General features: G+C 50.2%; 18 protein-coding genes. 5 read left to right on the plus strand and 13 right to left on the minus strand.

Features of this window, described 5'->3' with window-relative positions; genetic code table 11:
• Positions 1 to 14: 14 nt before the first annotated feature.
• From OXH16_14330 to OXH16_14350, 5 genes are all read left to right on the plus strand, one after another.
• Positions 15 to 1,127 carry a mandelate racemase/muconate lactonizing enzyme family protein gene (locus OXH16_14330; GenBank protein MCY3682575.1) on the plus strand — a complete coding sequence of 371 codons (1,113 nt, stop codon included), beginning with the start codon at positions 15 to 17 and terminating at the stop codon, positions 1,125 to 1,127.
• Positions 1,128 to 1,157: 30 nt separating this feature from the next.
• Positions 1,158 to 2,021: a creatininase family protein gene (locus OXH16_14335; protein ID MCY3682576.1), complete on the plus strand. Its 864-nt coding sequence runs from the start codon at positions 1,158 to 1,160 to the stop codon at positions 2,019 to 2,021.
• Between the two features lie 21 nt (positions 2,022 to 2,042).
• Positions 2,043 to 3,005, plus strand: a complete 963-nt coding sequence (locus OXH16_14340) for a fumarylacetoacetate hydrolase family protein (GenBank protein MCY3682577.1) — start codon at positions 2,043 to 2,045, stop codon at positions 3,003 to 3,005.
• 84 nt (positions 3,006 to 3,089) lie between these two features.
• Positions 3,090 to 4,517 (plus strand): sulfatase-like hydrolase/transferase, encoded by a 1,428-nt coding sequence (locus OXH16_14345; GenBank protein ID MCY3682578.1) that lies wholly within the window; start codon positions 3,090 to 3,092, stop codon positions 4,515 to 4,517.
• A 90-nt stretch (positions 4,518 to 4,607) separates the two neighbouring features.
• On the plus strand, positions 4,608 to 5,435 hold the full coding sequence (locus OXH16_14350) for an SH3 domain-containing protein (protein ID MCY3682579.1): 828 nt from the start codon (positions 4,608 to 4,610) through the stop codon (positions 5,433 to 5,435).
• 71 nt (positions 5,436 to 5,506) lie between these two features.
• Here the strand turns inward: OXH16_14350 and dnaK are convergent, their stop codons facing one another.
• The 13 genes from dnaK to OXH16_14415 all read right to left on the minus strand — a co-directional run bounded on the left by dnaK (position 5,507) and on the right by OXH16_14415 (position 21,443).
• Positions 5,507 to 7,429, minus strand: a complete 1,923-nt coding sequence (dnaK, locus tag OXH16_14355; protein MCY3682580.1) for a molecular chaperone DnaK — start codon at positions 7,427 to 7,429, stop codon at positions 5,507 to 5,509.
• Between the two features lie 67 nt (positions 7,430 to 7,496).
• A complete protein-coding gene (locus OXH16_14360; GenBank protein MCY3682581.1) occupies positions 7,497 to 7,802 on the minus strand; it encodes a zinc ribbon domain-containing protein in 306 nt (101 codons plus the stop codon).
• A gap of 244 nt (positions 7,803 to 8,046) precedes the next feature.
• Positions 8,047 to 9,213, minus strand: a complete 1,167-nt coding sequence (gene sucC / locus OXH16_14365) for an ADP-forming succinate--CoA ligase subunit beta (protein MCY3682582.1) — start codon at positions 9,211 to 9,213, stop codon at positions 8,047 to 8,049.
• 35 nt (positions 9,214 to 9,248) lie between these two features.
• On the minus strand, positions 9,249 to 10,340 hold the full coding sequence (locus OXH16_14370) for a mandelate racemase/muconate lactonizing enzyme family protein (protein MCY3682583.1): 1,092 nt from the start codon (positions 10,338 to 10,340) through the stop codon (positions 9,249 to 9,251).
• 10 nt (positions 10,341 to 10,350) lie between these two features.
• Complete coding sequence (locus tag OXH16_14375; protein MCY3682584.1) at positions 10,351 to 13,248, minus strand: insulinase family protein; 2,898 nt, start codon at positions 13,246 to 13,248, stop codon at positions 10,351 to 10,353.
• 109 nt (positions 13,249 to 13,357) lie between these two features.
• On the minus strand, positions 13,358 to 14,590 hold the full coding sequence (locus OXH16_14380) for a DUF790 family protein (protein ID MCY3682585.1): 1,233 nt from the start codon (positions 14,588 to 14,590) through the stop codon (positions 13,358 to 13,360).
• 23 nt (positions 14,591 to 14,613) lie between these two features.
• Positions 14,614 to 15,378, minus strand: a complete 765-nt coding sequence (locus OXH16_14385; protein MCY3682586.1) for a Sir2 family NAD-dependent protein deacetylase — start codon at positions 15,376 to 15,378, stop codon at positions 14,614 to 14,616.
• Positions 15,375 to 15,647, minus strand: coding sequence for a Smr/MutS family protein (locus OXH16_14390; protein MCY3682587.1), 273 nt, complete (start codon positions 15,645 to 15,647; stop codon positions 15,375 to 15,377). Before OXH16_14390 ends, OXH16_14385 begins: the two co-directional genes overlap by 4 nt.
• Positions 15,648 to 15,649: 2 nt before the next feature.
• Complete coding sequence (locus OXH16_14395) at positions 15,650 to 16,501, minus strand: DUF5069 domain-containing protein (GenBank protein MCY3682588.1); 852 nt, start codon at positions 16,499 to 16,501, stop codon at positions 15,650 to 15,652.
• A 201-nt stretch (positions 16,502 to 16,702) separates the two neighbouring features.
• On the minus strand, positions 16,703 to 17,119 hold the full coding sequence (locus OXH16_14400) for a hypothetical protein (GenBank protein ID MCY3682589.1): 417 nt from the start codon (positions 17,117 to 17,119) through the stop codon (positions 16,703 to 16,705).
• Between the two features lie 26 nt (positions 17,120 to 17,145).
• Positions 17,146 to 18,570 (minus strand): HEAT repeat domain-containing protein, encoded by a 1,425-nt coding sequence (locus tag OXH16_14405; protein ID MCY3682590.1) that lies wholly within the window; start codon positions 18,568 to 18,570, stop codon positions 17,146 to 17,148.
• Between the two features lie 90 nt (positions 18,571 to 18,660).
• Positions 18,661 to 21,057 (minus strand): M56 family metallopeptidase, encoded by a 2,397-nt coding sequence (locus tag OXH16_14410; GenBank protein MCY3682591.1) that lies wholly within the window; start codon positions 21,055 to 21,057, stop codon positions 18,661 to 18,663.
• Positions 21,057 to 21,443, minus strand: a complete 387-nt coding sequence (locus OXH16_14415; GenBank protein ID MCY3682592.1) for a BlaI/MecI/CopY family transcriptional regulator — start codon at positions 21,441 to 21,443, stop codon at positions 21,057 to 21,059. The genes OXH16_14410 and OXH16_14415 overlap by 1 nt, the downstream gene beginning before the upstream one ends.
• Between the last annotated feature and the right edge of the window lie 58 nt (positions 21,444 to 21,501).

Genomic DNA, 21,501 nt, shown 5'->3' on the forward strand with positions numbered 1-21,501 from the left:
GTAAAAGGTGATATATGAAAATTACCCATATTGAAGCCATTCATTTGCGACTGCCAGAAATTGTAGAAGCGGCCGATGGGACTCAGGACTGCCTGATCGTGCGGGTACATACCGATGCGGACATAACGGGATTGGGTGAAGTCGTATCGTGTTCCTATGTAGCCAAAGCCGTAATTGAAGCACCGCGCTCTGCGCCATTTCGCCATGGCCTATCAGCGATAGTAACCGGCATGGACGCGCTGGATTTTGACGCAATTCACAACGCCATGATCGAAGGCGTATCATGGTATGGTCCAGGCGGCGTGGCGCGACAGGCTATGAGTGGCATTGACATGGCACTGTGGGATATTCGGGGCAAAGCCGAAGGCAAACCCGTGCGCAAGCTATTGCGAGAAGATGCTGCAGATGCAGTGCCCGCTTATGCGAGCGTCCTGTGGCCCGAGCGTCCGGAATTAGTACAAGAATCAGCAGAGGCATTTCTATCGCAAGGCTACCAGTCTGTAAAATACGGCTGGGCGCCAATGGGACCAGATGCAGATTTAGACGAGGCATTGGTCGCAGCGGCACGAGAGGCTTTGGGACCAGATGTAAATTTGATGGTAGATGCCGGTCGCGCGTGGGATGCGGAAACCGCGTTGGAGCGCGTGGCGCGATTTGAAAAATACAATGTATTCTGGCTCGAGGAGCCATTGCATCCATTTGACGTGCAGGGATATGGCGAACTCTCAACTCAGTCATCCATCCCAATTGCAGGAGGCGAAGCAATGACTCTGGTAAGCGAATACGCCGACTTGCTACACAATGGCAAACTCCACTTTGTACAACCCGACCTGGGACGCGTAGGCGGAATTACCGGCGGTCTGGCAATTGAAAAATTAGCAAAAGAAACGGGAGCGCGTGCCGTGCCGCACGCATTTGGCACCGGGGTCTTGTTGGCAGCCTCTGCCCAATGGGCAGCAGCGAGCGAACAACCGCTGACAGAATACACGCGAGCACCATCTCCCCTGGCACAAAAACTGGCACAACACGAGATGACATTTCGAAATGGTGTGTTACATCTGACAGATCAACCCGGACTGGGCGTGGATCTGGACGAAGATGTGGTGACGAAGTTCCTGGTGAAGTAGTTGTAATTGACCACTTAGAAAGGTGAAAAAATGGCCTCTGTAAAAGATATCTACAAATTTGACGAACTGACCTGGCCCGAAGTAAACGAAGCGGTGGAAATGGGAAAAATTCCGATTATCCCAACCGGCGCAGTCGAACAACACGGGCATCACTTGCCCTTGAAAGTCGATCATCTATGTGCCAATGCCGTGGCGACCGAAGGCGCGCGCTTAAAGCCGGAATACAGCCTGGTGCTACCCCCTGTGAGTTATGGTTATGTACACCACGTCATGGATTTTCCCGGCTCGCTGAATATACACTACGAACACTTCATTCAGTACCTGCTGGACATCTGCAAAAGCCTTGCCTATCACGGCTTCAAAAAAATGATCCTCGTCAACGGACACGGTTCTAACCACAACTTAGTCGAAATGGTCGCCCGGCGCACAATCGTAGAAACAGATGCGAGTTGCGCCTTCTGCTCGTGGTGGCAATTGCTCAAAGTCGATCCGGACTTTGACAAAGAATGGCGAGAGAGCGTATTTCCCGGCGGATGTTCGCATGCGGGCGAATTGGAAACATCCATGTTACTCCATTTGTCTCCAGAAAGCGTGCGCAAGGATAAAATCAAGAGCGAAATCGCCAGAACCAATAAACGGGGATCCAAATTTGTCTGGACCGATTTATTCAGCAGAGGACCTGTGGGCATCATTGAATGGACGAGTCAATATACGGATTCGGGCGTGATGGGCGAGGCGGAAAAAGCAACCGCAGAAAAGGGCAAAATTGTCTTTGAAGAGGCGAGCAAAAATCTGGCGCAATTCGTCGAAGAATATTATCATCAAAAAATAGAAACCCCTACGCAAAAGCAGGCACAAGAACCGACATTTCCATTGTCATTTACCAGTCATTGATCACTCGCACAAGGAGAAAATATGAAACTCGCGACTTATTCAGTCGGCGGTGCAGAATCCATTGGCGCAGTCGTTGCAGATGATTCGATTATCGTCGATCTCGCAGCAGCAGACAGAGCGTTAGCCCAATCAGAAAACCCTCCCTTTTTCACGGATATGCTGACCCTTCTCGAAGCCGGATCAGAAGGACGGTCTGCGGCACAACAGGCGGCGGCTGATGCCGAAAAGCGTTTGAATGGCAAACCAGATGGCGAGACCAGTTTCGCCATCAGCGACGTCAAGTTGAGCGCACCAATGCCCAATCCGCGCAAATTATTCTGCCTGGCGGGCAATTATCAGGATCATATTGAAGAAAGCGGCACGACCAAGATGCAAATTCAGGACAAGGAAACCCCGCGCGTATTTATGAAGCCTCCAACATCGACAGTAATCGGACCGGGCGATCAAATTTTGATCCCCCCCATCGCAAGAGGCGTAGATTGGGAAGGCGAATTGGCCGTCGTAATAGGCCGAGAAGCAAAAGGCGTACAGGCAGAAGACGCGCTGGATTATGTCGCGGGTTATACGGTCATGAACGATGTCTCCGAGCGCATGTTAGAAATTAAAAAGCGCACGGATAGCCGACCAAGAGATGAATGGTTCGACTGGTTAAACGGCAAATGGCTGGACACCTTTGCACCGCAAGGACCGTGGATCGTAACATCTGACGAGATCACAGACCCACACACCCTCGACATCAGCACGTATGTGAATGGCGACCGCAAACAGCACAATAACACGGGACAAATGTTGTATCCCGTAGATAAAATTATCGAATACATCTCGGCAATTATCACCCTCGAACCGGGCGATCTGATCAGCACAGGCACAATTTCGGGCGTGGGCGATACAACGGGAACCTATATGCAACCAGGCGACACTGTGGAAATTGAAATCTCGGGCATCGGCAGATTGGTAAATACGGTAGCTGCGAGTGAGAAATAGCTGTCTCACGCTTGATCCGCAAAATAATGGCAGGCACGGGCAACCGCTGCCTGCCTTCTGTGTACTGGTAAAAAGGACTCAAACATGAACCGACCAAACTTGCTCTACATCCACTCAGACCAGCACAGCCCAAAAGTACTCGGTTGTTATGGCGATCCACTCGTCCAAACGCCCCATCTGGATGCACTCGCTGCACAGGGGGTGAGATTTAACAATGCCTATTGTCCATCGCCTGTATGCACGCCATCGCGGATGTCAATGCTAACGGGACGGTATCCCTATGAAAATGAAGTGTGGACAAACCATCACATCCTGGATTCGGGACGACCTACCCTCGCGCATGCAATGGGCGCAGCGGGCTACCACCCCGTGCTCATAGGGCGCATGCACGCTCTGGGCACAGACCAGTTGCACGGGTATGTGGATCGTCCCATTGGAGATCATTCTTCAAATTACCCGGGCACAGGCGATGCCCCCAGCAACTTAATCCAATCGGTTCAAAAATCAGGTGCGGGCCAGAGCGGTTACGAAGTACACGATGAAGATGTGACAGCAGCAGCAATTGATTTTATCAATCGAGAAGGGATAAAAAAACGCAGCGGACAAACGGATACCCCCTTTTGTTTGCACGTGGGATATATGCTACCACACTCGCCTTATATTGCGCGAAAAGCAGATTACGATCAGTACATCGATGTGATTACACCCCCAAAACATCCCAAACCAATGGGCGATGAGTCGCATCCCTTTTTTCAATGGTGGCGAGACCGAAACAATTTCCTGGAAATTGACGATGCCGACACCACGCGCGCCCGCGCAGCTTACTGGGCACTGGTTACGGCAATGGACCGCATGATCGGACAACTTTTGGAGGCATTAGAAAAGAATGGATTTACACAGAACACAATGATCGTATATTCATCAGACCACGGCGAACATGTGGGTGAAAAAGCATTGTGGATGAAGCGAACATTTTACGAAGAATCTGTTCGAGTACCGGCAATTATTTTCTGGCCCGATGCGCTGCCCAAAGGACAGGTCAATAACCGCGTCATCAGCGCACTGGACTTAAATGCGACCATGCTCGACGCATTGGACGCACCCGAATTGCCCCATTCGCGCGGGCGCAGCCTGTTGCCATTGCTGCGCGGTGAAGTAGATACCTGGGAAGATATTGCCTTTTCAGAATACTGTATCTACGAAGGCCATTACCAGCGCATGATTCGACAAGGCGATTGGAAACTGATTTACTATCACGGCTATGATCCGCAATTATTCAATCTATCCGAAGATCCTGAAGAAATACACAATCGGGCGGACGACAGCGAATGTCAGGCGATTCGAGAAGAACTAACAGCAAAAGTACTGGATAGATGGGACCCGGAGTGGGTTGCAGAAAAAATGCTGGAAAAAAGAAGGGATCTGGAAGTCATTCGGGAATGGGCAAGTGCGACAAATGCACCCGAGCAATGCAAATGGCCTCAAACCTCACAAATGACATATCTGGATTAAAAGTGAAATTTAATCCTTGACCACAATCGCATTTCCGATATTTTCAATCCAGAAAAAATATCCACAGAGATTTTTGCGGAGGAATCATTGATGGTGCGGTTGAGATTTTTGGCCGACCGATTTTTTGTCGGCCTTTTTTGTGTACTCCTGGCGAGTTTAAGTGGCTGTGATTATCTATTACCCAAAGAAAAAGTCTATGTCACCGTTGCAATTCTGAATTTGCGCGAAAAGCCAACGACAAAATCGCAGGTCGTTGAGCGCTTGCAGCGTGGTCGCGAACTGGAAATTTTTGAAAGAGCCAATCCCTGGTTACGTGTACGCACAGATGGAAAAACTGAAGGATGGGTACACGGCAATTATGTCGGAGACGCCGCAGCTGTGCGTGCAGCTTTGCAAAAAGACCTCGCGCGTCGTTCCGGAACTCGAAAAAAACGGCCTGTAGTGCGCCCGACTCAGCCCGCAACTGAACCGCAAGTGACACAAGAAACACAAACAACGCAACCATCTCCCGGCGCCCTATCTATTGATGGCATGATTGCGGGCATGCCCGATGATCTGATACTGGAAGAAGTCGATCCCCTCGAGGGACAGCCGCGCCATTTTGGCGCAACGGGCAGCGGACAAGTCGTACTGGAGTTCTGGGGTCCAGAAGCCGATTTGTTGCGATCCGAAATTATGGTAACCGTACTCGATATATCCGATGCCGACTTGAACCACAATGCAGACCTCGTGCGCTTATTTATTCAAAATGCCGTACCGCAATGGCAACGCGACACACCCTGGGTCGCAAACTTTTTGCGGGAATTGTCGAGCCAGGATGTTGGCACAGGCGGATTTGACACACGCAGCAAAACCGTCAGGTTCCGGTTCATCAAACCCCTGAGTGCAATTCGCGTGACAATTGAAAAAGCATCGTGATTAGCGCTCCCCTACTTAAACAAAAACGCCGAGGACGTTTGCCCTCGGCGTTTTATTTTGATATCCAACCTTTACTTCTTCTTATCATCTACAACTTCATATTCAGCATCAACAGTCCCATCGTCGCTCTGTCTGGGACCTTCTGCACCACCAGGTGGCGGCTCTCCTGGCGCACCCTGAGGTCCCTCCTCTGCTGAGGCTTGTTGATAGAGTTCACTCGCAACCTGATGCCAGACCTGGGTGAGATTTTCATTCGCCGATTTAATCGCATCGACATTTTCACTCTTGAGGGCGTCTTTGACCTTGTCAACGGCCTCGGTCACTTTGGACTTCGTCTCAGCGCTGACCTTGTCCCCCATCTCCTCCATCTGCTTCTCGGTCTGATGCACTTGCTGCTCCGCCGCATTTTTGATCTCTACGGCCTCGCGTTTCTTCTTGTCTTCAGCCGCATTGGCCTGTGCGTCATTGACCATCTTATCAATTTCTGCGTCTGACAATCCCGACGAAGCCTCAATGCGAATATTCTGCTCTTTGCCCGTACCCTTGTCCTTTGCCGAAACATTGAGAATGCCATTTGCATCGATGTCAAATGCGACCTCAATTTGCGGCACACCGCGCGGCGCGGGCGGAATACCATCGAGATGAAACTTGCCAATGGTACGGTTATCTAACGCCATATCGCGCTCGCCCTGCAAAACGTGAATCTCCACCGAAGGCTGGCTGTCGGCAGCAGTTGAAAACACTTCGGCCTTTTTCGACGGAATTGTGGTGTTGCGATCAATAAGGCGCGTCATCACGCCGCCGAGCGTCTCAATACCCAGCGAGAGCGGCGTCACATCGAGCAGCAGCACATCGGTCACATCCCCAGAGAGCACACCCGCTTGAATAGCCGCACCAATGGCGACGACTTCATCGGGATTTACCCCCCTGTTAGGCTCTTTGCCAAAAACTCCCTGCACAATTTCCTGTACTTTGGGGATGCGCGTTGAACCACCCACCAGAATCACCTCATCAATATCAGAAGCCGAAAGGCCAGCATCCCGAATAGCCTGTTCACAGGGCCCTTTTGTGCGCTCGACGAGATCATCGACGAGTTGTTCAAATCGCGCGCGTGACAGGTTAACATTGAGGTGCTTGGGGCCAGATGCATCAGCCGTGATAAACGGAAGATTGATATCGGTAGATGCGGAACTCGATAGTTCGCACTTGGCTTTTTCTGCCGCTTCTTTAAGGCGTTGCAAAGCCATGGGATCCTGGCGCAAATCCACGCTATTTTCTTTTAAAAACTCCTCGGCCAGAAAGTCAATGACGCGCTGATCAAAGTCATCGCCGCCCAAATGGGTATCACCATTGGTGGATTTGACTTCAAAAACGCCATCGCCCAGTTCGAGGATGGAAATATCAAATGTGCCACCACCGAGGTCGTAAACCGCGATTTTTTCATCGCTCTTTTTGTCCAGACCATAAGCCAGTGATGCAGCAGTTGGTTCGTTGACAATGCGCAACACATCAAGGCCAGCAATCTTGCCGGCATCTTTGGTGGCCTGTCGCTGTGCATCATTAAAATATGCGGGAACCGTGACCACAGCCTGCGTGACGGTTTCGCCGAGATAATCTTCGGCGGTTTGCTTCATTTTTTGAAGCACCATTGCCGAAATCTCAGGCGGGGTATATGTCTTGTCGTCGAGCTGTACCGATGCCAGCCCATTGGCGTCACTCGCGACCGTGTAGGGCACTTCGGAAATTTCAGTGCTCACCTCTTCGCGGCGGCGCCCCATAAATCGCTTGATAGAATAAATGGTCTTGGCCGGATTGGTCACAGCCTGTCGTTTGGCAACCTCACCAATGAGGCGCTCCCCATCTTGTGCGAATGCAACTACAGAGGGCGTGGTCCGTCCCCCTTCTGAATTTGGAATAACAACCGGGTCGCCGCCTTCCATCACAGCGACACACGAATTGGTCGTTCCCAGATCAATGCCTATTACGTTGCTCATTACAGGATTCTCCTTATTTGGCTCCCATGCTAGAGCACGGGATATGAAAAAATATCATCTCTATTTTTTATGCTGCTTTGGTATCCGAACTTTTAGACTCAGAGGTCTTTTTTGTCTCTGATTTTTTTGTGTCAGATTTTTTCTCTTTAGATGCTTCTTTATCCTTTTTAGCTGCTTCTTTGTATCCATCACTGCGATAATCGGTGATATAAAAGCCCGACCCCTTAAATATCAGACCTGCACCACCACTGATAAGACGCTCGACCTTTTGCTCACCGCATTCGGGACACAAACGAATGGGTTCGGCAGTGATAGAGTGAAAAGCTTCAAATTCGTGCTCGCATGCAGTACACGCATATTCATAAGTCGGCATAACAGACCCTCTGATTTAGATTGGTAGGATGAACATCCATTTTATAAAGCAATATATATACCATAAAGTCCGAAAAACTGTAATTTAATATAAAATAATTATTTACTCTCAGTGTAAAATTTATAATATTTTGAACACCTTGCCATATTGTCTGGATTATTGCCATATTGTCAATATGAGACACACCAAAAAGGAGCGCACTGTCATCATGCGCCCCTTTTCATTTTACGCCCTGAACACAGGTCTATGCGGCATTCTGTACAGCCGCAACAACAGCCTCAGCGGCTTCCTGGAGCTTGCGGGCAACGGTAAATTCAAGACCTGAATTTTCGAGAATTTGCGCGCCTTCTTCGGCATTGGTCCCCTGCAATCGCACCACCAGCGGCACATTGATTTCGATATCTTCAAGCGCGGCAACAACGCCTTCTGCCACGCGGTCGCAACGCACAATACCGCCAAAAATATTGATAAGCACAGCTTTGACCGATTCGTCGGACGTGAGAATACGCATCGCATTTTTGACGCGCTCGACATTGGTACCCCCGCCAACATCGAGAAAATTTGCCGGTGACGACCCCGCGTATTTGACAATATCCATCGTAGCCATCGCCAGACCCGCGCCATTGACCATACAGCCGACTTCCCCGTCGAGTTTGATATAATTGAGATCGTATTTTGAAGCCTCGACCTCAAGCGGATCTTCCTCGTCAACATCGCGCAATTCATAGATATCAGAATGGCGATACATCGCACTATCATCGAAATTCATCTTGGCATCCAGAGCCAGAACCTCACCGCTTTTGGACACAACGAGGGGATTAATTTCAGCAAGCGAACAATCGGTCTCTATATATGCATTGTAAAGGGCGGTGATAAATGAGACTCCCTGTTTGAGTTGATCGCCTTCAAGCCCCAGACCGAGTGCGAGATGCCGCGCCTGAAAGGGCTGAAGCCCCACGCCGGGATGAACGACCTCTTTGAGAATTTTTTCCGGCGTCGTCGCAGCCACCTCTTCAATATCCATCCCACCCTCACTGGAAGCCATAACGACCAGACGCGACTGCGCGCGGTCCAGCACAATGCCCAGGTACAATTCGCGGTCAATATCCGTCGCATTTTCCACCCAAACAGATTTGACCTTTTGCCCTTCAGAACCCGTTTGAGGGGTAACGAGTTGCATGCCAATAATTTCTGATGCCACTTCTCCAGCTTCGGCCGGATCGGCTGCGAGTTTAATACCGCCCCCTTTACCGCGCCCACCCGCGTGGATCTGAGCCTTGACAACCACTGCCCCACCGAGGTCTTTGGCAATCGCTTCGGCCTCTTCGGGCGTACGAGCAACCGCGCCATTTGGCACGGGCACGCCAAAAGATCTGAGAATTTCTTTAGCCTGATATTCGTGAATTTTCATCTCTATTCCTTGTGTTTGTGTTATCAATAACCAACTCAAACAGCGTATTTTTCCAGCACACCTCGATCAATCTCAATCCCCAATCCCGGTGCATCGGGCACGGGCACTTCGCCATCCACCGCCTGGATCGGATTCACAGCCAACTCCGTCCGCAACCCATTCTCCGTCATATCGTATTCAAACAGGGAAGGAAAGGGGTTCAACGCATCCGGTGCATCGGGAATAGTAGCCTGCCAGTGGACAGTCGCCGCCAGTCGAATATGACTGCCCCACATATGCGGCAAAACCCGCACATAATTTGCGCTCGCCATCGCCGCAATAATGCGACACTCGCTAAACCCACCTGCAATACTGATATCGGGCTGCACAATATCCAGTGCCCGCTGCTGGATCAACTCGCGGAATGCCCAACGTCCACCCAGCCCTTCCGCGCCCGCAATGCGTATAGGCAACGCATCTTTCACCTGCAAATACCCGCGCACATCATCCGTTGGTATCGGTTCTTCATACCAGAACAAATCATTATGTGCGATCTTGTGACCCACATCAATAGCCGTACCCACATCATATCCGCAATTGGCATCCACGGCAAACAACACATCGGGACCTATCGCCTGCCGAATTGCCGTTACATTTTTCACATCGTAAGCCGCGCCAAATCCGATCTTCATTTTCATCGCAGAAAAACCCATATCGACATACCCTTTTGCCTCATCGACAAGAGCCTGTGTCACATCAGGGCGGTCTATGCAAAATAACCCGGTGGCATACGCGGGAATCTTGTCTCTCACCTTTCCCCCCAATAATTGATACACCGGCATATCGAGAGCCTTGCCCATCAAATCCCACAGCGCAATATCTACCCCACTGATCGCCTTCGGGCTTACCCCATCATCGGACAACGCCTGATAGATCGCACCACAATCAAACGGACTGCGCCCCATAATATGCGCGTCAATCGCAGATCGATGGACATCGCCTGTCCCCTCACCCCACCCAATCAGACCACTATCTGTAGCGATCTCCACAACTTGCGCCTGTCGGCTCGTGGACCATCCCCTCGAAATCGCGATCTTCTCTCGCAAGGGATAGCGCAAATGATATGTTTTTATCTCAGTAATTTTCATCTGACCACTCCTAATCCACAAACAAATCATCCAGTGTCACGGGCGTAATCGTACCGAGAGTGCTCAGACTATTGAGATCAAATTTGGTCGTGTCGCCCATAATAGAAATGAGCTTGGGGCGTTTGGCAATATGCTGCTTGTGGAAATCGAGCACACTCGGCATCTCAGCCTGGAGAATGTGATCAAACCGCTCTTTTCGCGGATCGGGCGTCTGGTTGCGGCGTTCCCAAATACGCAACACACCGGGCAACTCGCGGTATTTAATCTTGGCGACGCGATAGCGATTAACCACAGAATTTTGGGCTTCTGAAAAACGCTCGGGAGATTCGGGCAAATCGTCAATCAACTCGACCAGTGCAGCAACAGCCTCCGAGGTTTTGTCCGCCTGGCAACCAATATATCCCCACATGACATTCTGATCATTACTGCGATCGCCGAGGTCATACCGCGCAAATGTAGAATAAGCCAGTGCTCGAGCCTCGCGCAATTCCTGAAAAACAATACCCGACATACCCCCGGCAAAATAATCATTGTAGAGATCAATAGCCGGACGGAGTGCTGCATCGAACACGACGCCTCCAGACTCGACAAAGACCTGAGACTGCGCCGTTTCTTTGTGAAAGAATCGAATCTCGGTTTTATCTGGCGCGTGAACTACGAGACGTTCATAAGCAGGAGGCATTTTTAAGTCACCACCGTTGGGAAAATGCGCTTTGATCGTCGCAAGAACCTCATCCAGCGGCCTGGAACCACCGTAAATCAGAGCATGTTCATAGGTCGGCAGGCTGGATATCAAACCGTGTAATTCTATAACCGTGAGCCTTTGCAATGCCTCAGAAGAAATGCGGCGTTTATACGACGAATTGTCGCCATAACGACTGTACAAACGCAGGGCATTGCGCAAAGATCGGGGGTCTTTCTTTTGATCTTCGCGTTGCGCGAGGGTAATTTTGACGAGTTCATCGAGCGTAGTCTGATCAGTAGTCGGGTTCTGGATATATTTCATCATCAGCGAAAGAGATGCCGCAAAATTTTCATCTAAGCCGGAAATACTGATATTGGTCTCATTATCTGACACGCCAATATTGAAATCCGTACCCAGTTTGTACCATTCTTTTTTCAGCGCATCGGGAGACAGATCGTCAGCACCAGATTTGTCCAGGAGCGATCTGGCCGTGCTGAGTCGGTTATCCTGATACGTCCCCATATCTACGCTAAGCGTGAACGTGAAGAGATCATTAACCGGGTTTTTCACATAGTAGAGTTTTACACCGTCTCGCACCTGTGCAATGGTATAGTCTTTATCGGTGACAAAAACCGGTGAAAGCTCATCCGCAGACATAGCCAGCACATCTTTTGCGAATTCGGATTGCCGCGTAGGATCAATATCAATTTTGTCGATTTTGGGCTTCTCGATTTTGGGCAATTCGTGTTGTTCGTCAATGCGATAGCCCGCAACATAGTCCTCGCCAAAATAATGATTGGCTACACGTACGATATCTTCTCGCGTGATTTTTTCCATACGGGCAATTTCAGCAACCTCTTGATCCCATTCGGCAAATCCCAAAAATGCACTGGTCATTTGTCTGACCCGACTGCGATTGGATTCCAGGCCCCGTTTTTGGTTCTTTTTAAAATCCGTGACAATCGCGGACAGCAGGCTTTCGTCAAATTCTCCGCGTTTAATCATGGCAATTTGATCCAACAGCAGTTGCTCAACTTCGGCGAGTGTTTGATCTCTTTTCGGAATCCCCCACAGATATTGCGTGCCGTAGTCATTGTGTAAGTAGGGATAACTACCCGCGCGTCGTACTTTCTGCTGCTGCACGAGATTGAGATTGATAAGCCCCGCAGTGCGATTGTCCAGAATCATATCAATCAGCTTCAGTGCCTCGGCGTCTTTGTGACTGCGGTGATTTGTGCGAAAAGCCAGAAGTACATATTCTTCGCCCTGAAATTTGACCGTGACGCGCTCAGCACCTTTAAGAGGCGGTTCTTCCCATGTTTGGAGCGCGGGAATATCTTTGGATTTCCATGCTGAGAAATGTTCGTCAATCAGTTTAATAGTCGCGTCGATGTCAATATCACCCGAAATACAAATCGCCATATTGTTAGGCACGTAATACGTGTCGTAAAACTGGTACATATTTTTAAGCGAGGGATTTTTGAGATGCGCCACCTCGCCAATCGTGGTTTGCTGGCCGTAGGGATGCTTTTTGTACAGATGTTTATTCACAGCCTCGCTGATGAGCCAGCCTTTGTTGTCCAATGTGCGGTTTTTTTCTTCATATACAACTTCCAATTCGGGCTGAAACAAGCGAAATACGGGATTTTGAAACCGTTCGGACTCAATTTTTGCCCAGTGTTTGAGATAATTGCTGGGCAAACCCACTTTGTACACGGTTTCTTCGTGCCATGTGTGTGCATTCAAGCCACTCTCGCCCATAGCTTTGTAGAGTTTGTCGAGTTCATTGGGTATAGCGTATTGCGCCGCCTGTTGAGATGCTTTGTTGATCTCTGCATAAATGGCTTTGCGTTTTTCGGGATCGGTTTCGCTGAAGTGATCTTCGTAGAGCGCAATAATGCGGTCAATGTGGGCCTTTTCTTTTTTGTAATTCAATGTCCCGATATTTTGCGTACCCTTAAAAAGCATGTGTTCCAAATAATGCGCCAGTCCCGTAGATTCAGCGGGATCGTGTTTGCTTCCCGCACGCACGGGGATTTCGGCATAAAAACGCGGTTCTTCGTGGTTTTCAGTGAGATAAATGGTGAGACCATTGTCGAGTTTGTAGATATGTACATCCATCGGATCGTCGGGATTGGGCGCATTAACGCGCGTGAACCCGGCGAAGACAGGTGAAGCGAGCAGTGTAAGGGTGAAAAGTGTAAGGGCGAATAAATTCCGCATAATGCACTCCTTTGAAAGTGAACCGTGTTGTGAATTTTTCAGGTCTGTCTATTTTGGGATGCCGTGAACAGGATAGAAGTTTCAAATATACAATTTCCCCGCGCAATGTTCAATCATTTACGCAATCTTCGGGGCGAATTTGATCGAGGCGTCGGGCGACATCCTGCGGTTGGATTCGGGTTTTAAAAAAGAAAACATGCCCGGGCACATCCTCGAAATCTTCTTCCTGGACATTGAGATCGCGGGAAACAGCGACGATGAGGTCTTTGCGATTGGCGCGGCGGAGTTTGTCGAGTTTGCGCCTCAGATAATCGGGATGCCAGAAACCGACGATCTCGAGCAGTGCCGTGCGGCCATCGGGATGGCGGAATGCAAAATCGGGAATAAAAACCGTATTCTTGAGATTCACAATTTCTGTTTCGCGTTCGAGTTCCCAATCGGTCCTGGCTTTTTCAAAGCGCGTAGCAAAGGTCTCTTCGAGGAGAGAATCGTACATGGTCTGATCTTTGTAGTGCGAAATCAAATTGTGATGGTCATCCAGGACAAAATCGCCTTCGCGACCATCTTTAAGTTTGACCGTAGCTTCCATTTTCCAGCGGGTACACAAGAGCAACGCAGGCAAAAAAACAGCCATCTGAATACCGTATTTTTGCGAGAGACGAAACAGGCTTACAGGTCCGTCGAGGACAATTTCGTATCCCGCATCCCGGTCGCCGCGGATATCGTGAATCAAGCGATAAAATTTGATAAACTTGAAAAGCTGTTTGTAGCGCACTGGCAAGTTGCGATGCACCGAGAGTCGCATGCGGGTACAGCGATAGAACATAGCCTGCGCGAGTGCGACATTGTAGCGGTTGAGCAACCATGCGGGATCGGGCGCATCAAAGCCATCGAGATAGTGATTGACGGGAAGGTCTGCGTAGAGGCTATGCGCGATATTTTCCGACGAGGTCTGATATTTGAGCGCGACCTGGTCGAGAATGTGTTCGCGTGTAACGGGATAGAGAAGATCGGGTTCGCGGACAATGGGGTGATTCTCTCGGCTGAGGCCAAAAACCTGTGTGCGAATTTCTTCGGGTTCAACAATACTGTCAATGCGAAACTCACAGCGATCGTCTTCGAGCAATTTCGTCAGACCGCGCTGAACGCGATAATCCGTTGCTTCAGCCGCACGCAGGTCCAGAGCACTGTGTAATTCACCGCGCGACTTGCCCTGGTGATCGGTGAAAATATCGATAATTTCCTCTGCCAGCGCGATAATATTAGGCGCTGTTGCATCCACATAGCGAGGCTCGATATAAGGCCCGCGACGGCGCACGAGCAAAAGGTCGGAAGTGAGCATAAGACTGAAAGGTATCCTGTCCCTTATGGGACAGGCTTAAGTGCCGCTTCTACAGATAGTGGAAAAATTTCTGTTACATCGCCTTCAAGGCGCAATGCGAGATCTGGATAACCGTCATGATCAGTTTTGCCCTTATTGATAATCACATAGGGCGCACCGCGTTCTGCTGCCATCAATGGAAAACTCGCGGCGGGATAGACGGATAGCGTAGAACCCAGAGATATCGCCAGATCGGTATTGGCTGCCGCTTTTGCTGCCCGGTGCAAGTCCGCTTCAATGAGCAGTTGACCAAAGCTAATGGTAGCAGACTTGAGATAACCTCCGCATTCACACATAGGAGGTTTTTTTGTACGGCGAAAGGCAGCGTAGTGGCGTTCGGGATCGCTGCGTTTGCCGCAGGTCTGACATTCGACTTCGGCATTAGTCCCGTGCAATTCGATCAAGCATTCGGGTGAAGTACCAGCCCGGGTATGCAGGCCATCGATATTTTGCGTGATAACGCATTCGATTTTATCTGCTCGCTCGAGCTTCACAACAGCCCTGTGAACGGCATTGGGACGGGCGTTTTCAAAGGCAGCCCAACCTTCGAGTTTTTGATCCCACGCTTCGATACGCGCTTCTTCAGAAGTCATAAAATCCCGGTAATAAACCGGTTGACGGGTTTTCCAAACGCCATCTGGCCCGCGAAAGTCGGGTATGCCACTGGCAGTGGAAACACCTGCCCCCGTGAAGATAAGGATACGCTCGGCATTTCTGATATATTCGACGAGTTCTAAATTAGGCGTCACGATTGCGTCTTCAGGTTGAGAACAACAGAGGTCGAACCCCAGTTGTGATCGGTGAGATAATATGCGATGACATCGGGCCGACGTTTTAAAATGGTGTGGACGATTTCGCGGAGAACACCCGTGCCCTTGCCGTGAATAATGCGCACATCGGAAATGCCGTGCAATTTGCATTCATCGAGATAATCGGGCACAAGTGTTTTGACATCATCCGGATGAAAATGGTGCAGATCGAGTTCACCATCAATTGGTAGTTCGACGGGTTCGGGCATTATTATAGGTCGTAGGCGTGTGCATCGTCGAGGTCAAGCAGGTCAAACCATGTGGTGACATCGGTGCGACCGGGTGCCACGCGCTCGAGCGTTATGTTGAAAATCGCCACTTGCTCGTCATTCTCGGGCCCCTTCTGAGAGAGAGCCTCGTTCAGGCGCGAGATTTCATCCTGGGTGCGATCAGTGTGTTCGAGTACCCAATCCCCGAGTTCGATATCGTTGACATTGTGATAGGCCGCATCCTGGAAATCATCGGCGGATATATTGAGAAAATCGAGAATGACCTGATCAATGGGGCAATCGTAGATATAATCGTTGAGCTTGCCCGCCTTTGCCGCGCGTGCTTTATCGCCCATGCGCGATCCGCCATAAATACCAGCGACATCGCTGTTATACGGCGAACGCGGTGGATGTTGGGTCAGATCAGTATCCCGAAAACACCCCCAGTCGTCGAGTTCCATCGATTGGAGCATCGTTTTCACCTTATCGGGATCGGCATTGAATTTTTCAAGACGATCTTTTAAGCGCTGGCGGCTCGCATCATCAAAGGGTTCCCATGTGAGAAGCTCGTTATTATACGCCTGAACCTCGTCTTCAGTTTTAGGGTAATTTTCGCGCAACCAATCGCACAATTCCGCGTCGTTCATACGCTGGGCTGCATCGGCAAAATCATCGTGCGAGATGCCGAGAAAATCGAGTACTATCTTGTCCAACCCCGAATTCTCGCCATAGAGATGTTCGCCAATCGTATTTGCCCGGTGCGCCCGTGCTTTATCGGTCAAACGCGCAAGCGAGACAATACCGAGCATTGAAGTATTGGTCGGCCGGCGAGGCGGTTGTTTCGTCAGATCCATGGTATGCCTTTCTATTTTAATTTGTTTATGATTTAGAATGGGGCTGTGTCAAACTCACTCCCCAAATACCTCATCACCTGCACATAAAAACGAATTTATTGTAAAAAAGCAATCGGATATTTTCATAACAGCTTAAAAAGAGCGGCGGGTCTCCTCACCCCACCGCTCAGTTGCGCGACGAATCAGTCATCTTTTTTTCGTTCAACCACCATCATCCAAACGCCCGGGCGGAGACACCAGAGCCATACCCCGGGCATAAGCCCAATACCGAGCGGCTTTGACCAGTTTGGGATTGCCAGACGCGAGCATCGCGCTGGCCATACGCTTGTCGCCTTCGTGTTCCAGAGCTTGAACAAGAGCAGACGTTGCAAATGCAGAATACTCGCGAATAAAAAATGGATGCGCCGCTGCAATAACGTCCAGTTCGCGTTCTCGCAGCGCGCGTTTTAAGACCTCGACAACGCGATCGCCACCTATCTCAGAAAGCGTCATAGCCGCCGCAACGCGTTCTACCCCCTTGCCATTCTCAAATGCCGAAATCCACGCGTCAATTTTTTCCTGTACATCGCGCCTGTTGCGCCAATCTGGCTCAATATCCCGAAGGGCTCTCACCGCCATCTGCACATTCGACTCATTGCTTAGTATTACATTGGCCCCCCCTTGCTCCGTATTATATTCGACCCCTTGCCCAGCATTTCCACCAGCGCAGGCACCACACGCGCATCCTTCAATGTGACAAGTGATCGGACCGCGGCCCAGCGCACAAAAACCGAGCTATCATTTAACGCTTGCGCCAGGGCATCTGCCGTTCGCAGGTCACCTATTTGTCCCAACGATTCTACAGCAGATCTTCGGACCTGTATCCTCGGATGGCCCAACAAGCGGATCAAAGCATCTATTCCTCGCCTGTCATTTAAGACACCCAAAGCACGGGCAATAGACGCCATTAATTCCTCTCCAGATCGTCCCTGCAAATGCATCTCCCGATCCACGACTGAGATCAGCAGATCAACAGCACTCGTATCGCGCAATGAGCCCAATACCTGCGCCGCGACTCCGCGAACATACCTGTCTTCTCCCATAAGCGCGTGCCTCAACACACCTGCCGCACGCATATCTCTCATTTTACCCAGCGACTGAATAGCCTGCCGACGCACATTGCGATCTCGATCTTCTACTGCGATGAGCAATGCCTGCACTGCTCGCTGATCTTTCAAATCGCCCAAAAAACGCGCCGCGACCTTCCGCTCATCGTCATTGCCCTCTGTCACCCTGCGACACCAGTACATCACCAGTTCTTCTGCCCAATCTTTCTCTCGCCAGTTGGGAACAACCGCGTTGAGACCCTCCAATGCGCGGAACCGAATGACTGCCTGTTTATCGCCCAACATATCATCTTGTATCAAATCACGCTGAAATTCCTCCACAGCCATCTCGACTTCTGACCGCGCACGCCAATTTTTATCAATCTGATCCAGAGCAAACAAAACAGTCCGGCGCATCTCCTCATCGCCCAACAAATTTGCCAAAGGCCCAATCGCCCGGGGCGACCCAATACGTCCCAAAGCCACTGCTGAAACCCATCGCACCTGGGATATTTCACTTTGCATTTGCGAACACAGGACATCCACCGCAGTCGAATCACCGATCTGACCCAGCGCATCTATCGCCGCCAACCGCAATAAAGGCACCTTTTCTTGCACAACAGCGACCAATGCCTCCACCGCAGTCGAATCCCCAATCTCACCCAGCGCATCTATCGCGGCCAATGCCAGAACCGCTCGCTTGTCCTGCAAAAAGGGAATAAGTACCTCAGTCGCCTGCCTGTCTTTCAGCATACCCAGTGCATCAATCGCCGTCAGTCGCACCCGCACTTTTTCATCTTTCAACGCCTGAATCAAATGCGGTACAGCATCCAACTGACCACTCTCCCCCAACTTCCCAACCCCATAAACCCGCACATCGACATCCACATGGCGCGACTCACGCACGTATTCGTCAATACCCCGAGAGCACCCGCCCAACACCAGCGCGAGGATCAACCCAATGTATAACTTTCTCTTTTCCATCTATTATCCCAATTCAGACCCCCCGAAATACGCATTCCGGGGGGCATTTCTTTTGGACTATTTCGGCGCACTACTTCAAAATGGAGCAATCTATTCCTTTGGCAACCGAAAAGAGACCGGCTGAGTCATCCATACGGCCACAGGTTTGCCATTGTGTTCGGCAGGCTTGAACCGAAATTGAGATACCGCATCTATCGCCGCTTGACGAAACACCTCTGTTCCTCTCAGGACACGCACATCGCTTACCGAACCATCCAAATTGACCATAAACTTCAAAAACACTTTGCCTTCCAAACTATCTCTGAGTGCCTCCTTCGGATGCACAGGCTTAACAGCGTGCAGGACCTTGGGCTTTACTTCAACCATATAAAATTCGAGAACCTTACTACTGTCAGCATCGCCAGATGCAGGCGGTTGGGTTTGTTGCTTTGGCAATCGAAATATAACCCACTGCGTCATTCGCACGGGCACAACTTTGCCGTTGAGTGTCCCCGGTTTGAATCGATATTGCAAGATCGCGTCTATCGCCGCCTGATGAAATTCCTCCGGACCTTTCAAAACCTTCATATCGCCCACCGAGCCATCCTCATAGACCCTGAACTCCAAACGCACAGTAACTCTTGTTGGATACACAGATTTAACAGATTGCAAGAGTTCGGGCTTGGCTTCAACCTCGAAAAAATTGGGGATGTCAACCTCATTACCATCAGCATCAATTGGCACAGGCGACGTGAGCTGGAGATCTGTGTCCGTGGAACCTAATGAAAACTCAATCGGCATAACCACCCACACGGGCACAGATTTGCCATTGTGCGCCGCGGGCTTGAACTGAGATTGAGATATTGCATCTATCGCCGCTTGACGAAAGATCTCTGGCCCTTCCAAAACCTTCACATCGCTCACCGAGCCATCCACATTGACTACAACCTTCAAAATCACTTTGCCTTCTATCCTCTCCTTCCGCGCCTTTTCAGGATATACAGGTGTAATAATATTTATAGGATGAGGCTTTACTTCCACCTCTTTATATTCGAAAACCTTAACCTCACTACTATCAGCATCGCCAGATGCAGGCGGTATGGTCTGTTGCTCTGTGGAATCTAATGCAACTTTGAACTGCTGCTTATCGCGAGTACCTGAATCCCTATCCCCTCTACCTGAAAAAGTCACACTCATGGACACTTTGCCATTGTGTTGCCCCGGCTTGAACCGCCATTGAGATACCGAATCTATAACTGTTTGGTGAAATATCTCTGGTCCCTTCAAAATGCTCACATCGCTTACGGAACCATCTAAATTAACCATAAACGTAAAATTCACTATGAATTTCTCTCTCTCCTTAACCGCCTTCTCATTCAGAGCCATAAGCTGCTTCAAAAAAGATTTTGTTTCGACCCCCTCCAATAAAGATCTCTTACTATCAGCATCGCTAGATATAGGCGGCGTGGTCTGTTGCCCTGGCATGAGTTCGGGCTTTTTCTCATCCTCGACCAATTCTATAACCTCAAGACCGCCTTCATCATGCGTATATGCCTCTCGAATTGAAAAAGGCACAATCGCCAGACCAGTGAGAATCGGAATTGCCAACTGCCATCTGGACCGTTTCACATTGTCCTCCTTAAAATTAAGGACATACTCTAACCGTTTCTTGAGCGCGGTTCCACGCTCATTGAAATACAGCGCACTCAGAGCAGGGCGTCTATCGACAAATCCAAATAACAACCGCCCGTATTCAGCAGGCGTCAAATTCGTCTCGCGCAACACCGCCTCGTCACAGCGCAACTCGCGCAAAAAAGTCAGCCTTCGGTTCAGCAACCAGACCAGCGGATTTATGCAAAACAGCGCCATTGCAATCGCCTGAAAAATCAGCACCCAGATATCGCGATTATCCCGATGCGCCAACTCGTGTGCAACAACACCGCGCAACTCCTCGGACGACCAGGACGACCAATGCGATGGCAAATACAATCTCGGTTTCACGATACCAACCAGAAGTGGAGAACGCAGACTGGCTTTGGCATAAACCTCCATATCTCGCGCACCATTCAGCGATCGCGATCCCATATCTCTCGCCAGATCAACGGGCACTGCCAAACTGAGCGCGCGGTGAAACACCGCATTCTTCCACAACGTCACACCTGCCCATACCACAACCGAAACAGCCCACAGGCAAAACAGATAAAACGCCAGCGGAAGAGGAGCAACTTGCACAGGTGCAACAACCTCAGCCTCAGAAACCACACCGGTATAAACCGGTCCAATCGGGACATCGTCGGATACCGTCAAAAACTCGGGTAACGGAATGGCATAAAAAGGCGGCACAAATACCTTTGCCAATGCCAACAAATAGAGGACATACCGCAACCGCGTATCCAGCGTCATCCAGCGATCCACTGCCCACACCAGCAAAATGAACAGCGACACCTCGACAAAATGTACCGCATAAAGCGGCCACCACGCCTCGGCCAAATAGATCAACGCATCCATTACACGCCTCCTTTCTCCCTCGCCTCAATCAGCGCGCGCAACTCATCCAGTTCCTTCTGCGAAAGCTCACCTGAATCCACGAGATAGGTTGCCAGTGCCCCAAAAGACCCCTCGAACATGCGCGACACCAGCGTGCGTGTCTCGACCTGCGCCGCATCTTCTCGCGACAGGGTCGGCGTGTACACATTCACCGGACCGATCTTCTGCCGATTGAGCACACCCTTCTCAAACAGAATATTCATAATCGTCTGCACAGTCGTATAAGCCTTCTCGCCATTGGGATACAGGTAATCGACAACATCGCGCACCGTAACCTGTCGAGCGAGATGCCACACGCCATCCATCACTTCCCACTCGGCCTCAGCCAGTCGTTTCTTCGCAGCCATAAGACCCTCCTTGAGTTTTACTAATTTTTTAGTAATATGACGAACCAATTAGGAGAAG

This window comes from Gemmatimonadota bacterium (assembly GCA_026705765.1).
Lineage (GTDB): Bacteria > Latescibacterota > UBA2968 > UBA2968 > UBA2968 > VXRD01.

Excerpts from the sequence above, each read along its gene's own strand:
- OXH16_14330 (MCY3682575.1), top strand. The coding sequence starts at position 15 with ATGAAAATTACCCATATTGAAGCCATTCATTTGCGACTGCCAGAAATT.
- OXH16_14335 (MCY3682576.1), top strand. The coding sequence starts at position 1,158 with ATGGCCTCTGTAAAAGATATCTACAAATTTGACGAACTGACCTGGCCC.
- OXH16_14340 (MCY3682577.1), top strand. The coding sequence starts at position 2,043 with ATGAAACTCGCGACTTATTCAGTCGGCGGTGCAGAATCCATTGGCGCA.
- OXH16_14345 (MCY3682578.1), top strand. The coding sequence starts at position 3,090 with ATGAACCGACCAAACTTGCTCTACATCCACTCAGACCAGCACAGCCCA.
- OXH16_14350 (MCY3682579.1), top strand. The coding sequence starts at position 4,608 with ATGGTGCGGTTGAGATTTTTGGCCGACCGATTTTTTGTCGGCCTTTTT.
- dnaK (MCY3682580.1), bottom strand. The coding sequence starts at position 7,429 with ATGAGCAACGTAATAGGCATTGATCTGGGAACGACCAATTCGTGTGTC.
- OXH16_14360 (MCY3682581.1), bottom strand. The coding sequence starts at position 7,802 with ATGCCGACTTATGAATATGCGTGTACTGCATGCGAGCACGAATTTGAA.
- sucC (MCY3682582.1), bottom strand. The coding sequence starts at position 9,213 with ATGAAAATTCACGAATATCAGGCTAAAGAAATTCTCAGATCTTTTGGC.
- OXH16_14370 (MCY3682583.1), bottom strand. The coding sequence starts at position 10,340 with ATGAAAATTACTGAGATAAAAACATATCATTTGCGCTATCCCTTGCGA.
- OXH16_14375 (MCY3682584.1), bottom strand. The coding sequence starts at position 13,248 with ATGCGGAATTTATTCGCCCTTACACTTTTCACCCTTACACTGCTCGCT.
- OXH16_14380 (MCY3682585.1), bottom strand. The coding sequence starts at position 14,590 with ATGCTCACTTCCGACCTTTTGCTCGTGCGCCGTCGCGGGCCTTATATC.
- OXH16_14390 (MCY3682587.1), bottom strand. The coding sequence starts at position 15,647 with ATGCCCGAACCCGTCGAACTACCAATTGATGGTGAACTCGATCTGCAC.
- OXH16_14395 (MCY3682588.1), bottom strand. The coding sequence starts at position 16,501 with ATGGATCTGACGAAACAACCGCCTCGCCGGCCGACCAATACTTCAATG.
- OXH16_14400 (MCY3682589.1), bottom strand. The coding sequence starts at position 17,119 with ATGGCGGTGAGAGCCCTTCGGGATATTGAGCCAGATTGGCGCAACAGG.
- OXH16_14405 (MCY3682590.1), bottom strand. The coding sequence starts at position 18,570 with ATGGAAAAGAGAAAGTTATACATTGGGTTGATCCTCGCGCTGGTGTTG.
- OXH16_14410 (MCY3682591.1), bottom strand. The coding sequence starts at position 21,057 with ATGGATGCGTTGATCTATTTGGCCGAGGCGTGGTGGCCGCTTTATGCG.
- OXH16_14415 (MCY3682592.1), bottom strand. The coding sequence starts at position 21,443 with ATGGCTGCGAAGAAACGACTGGCTGAGGCCGAGTGGGAAGTGATGGAT.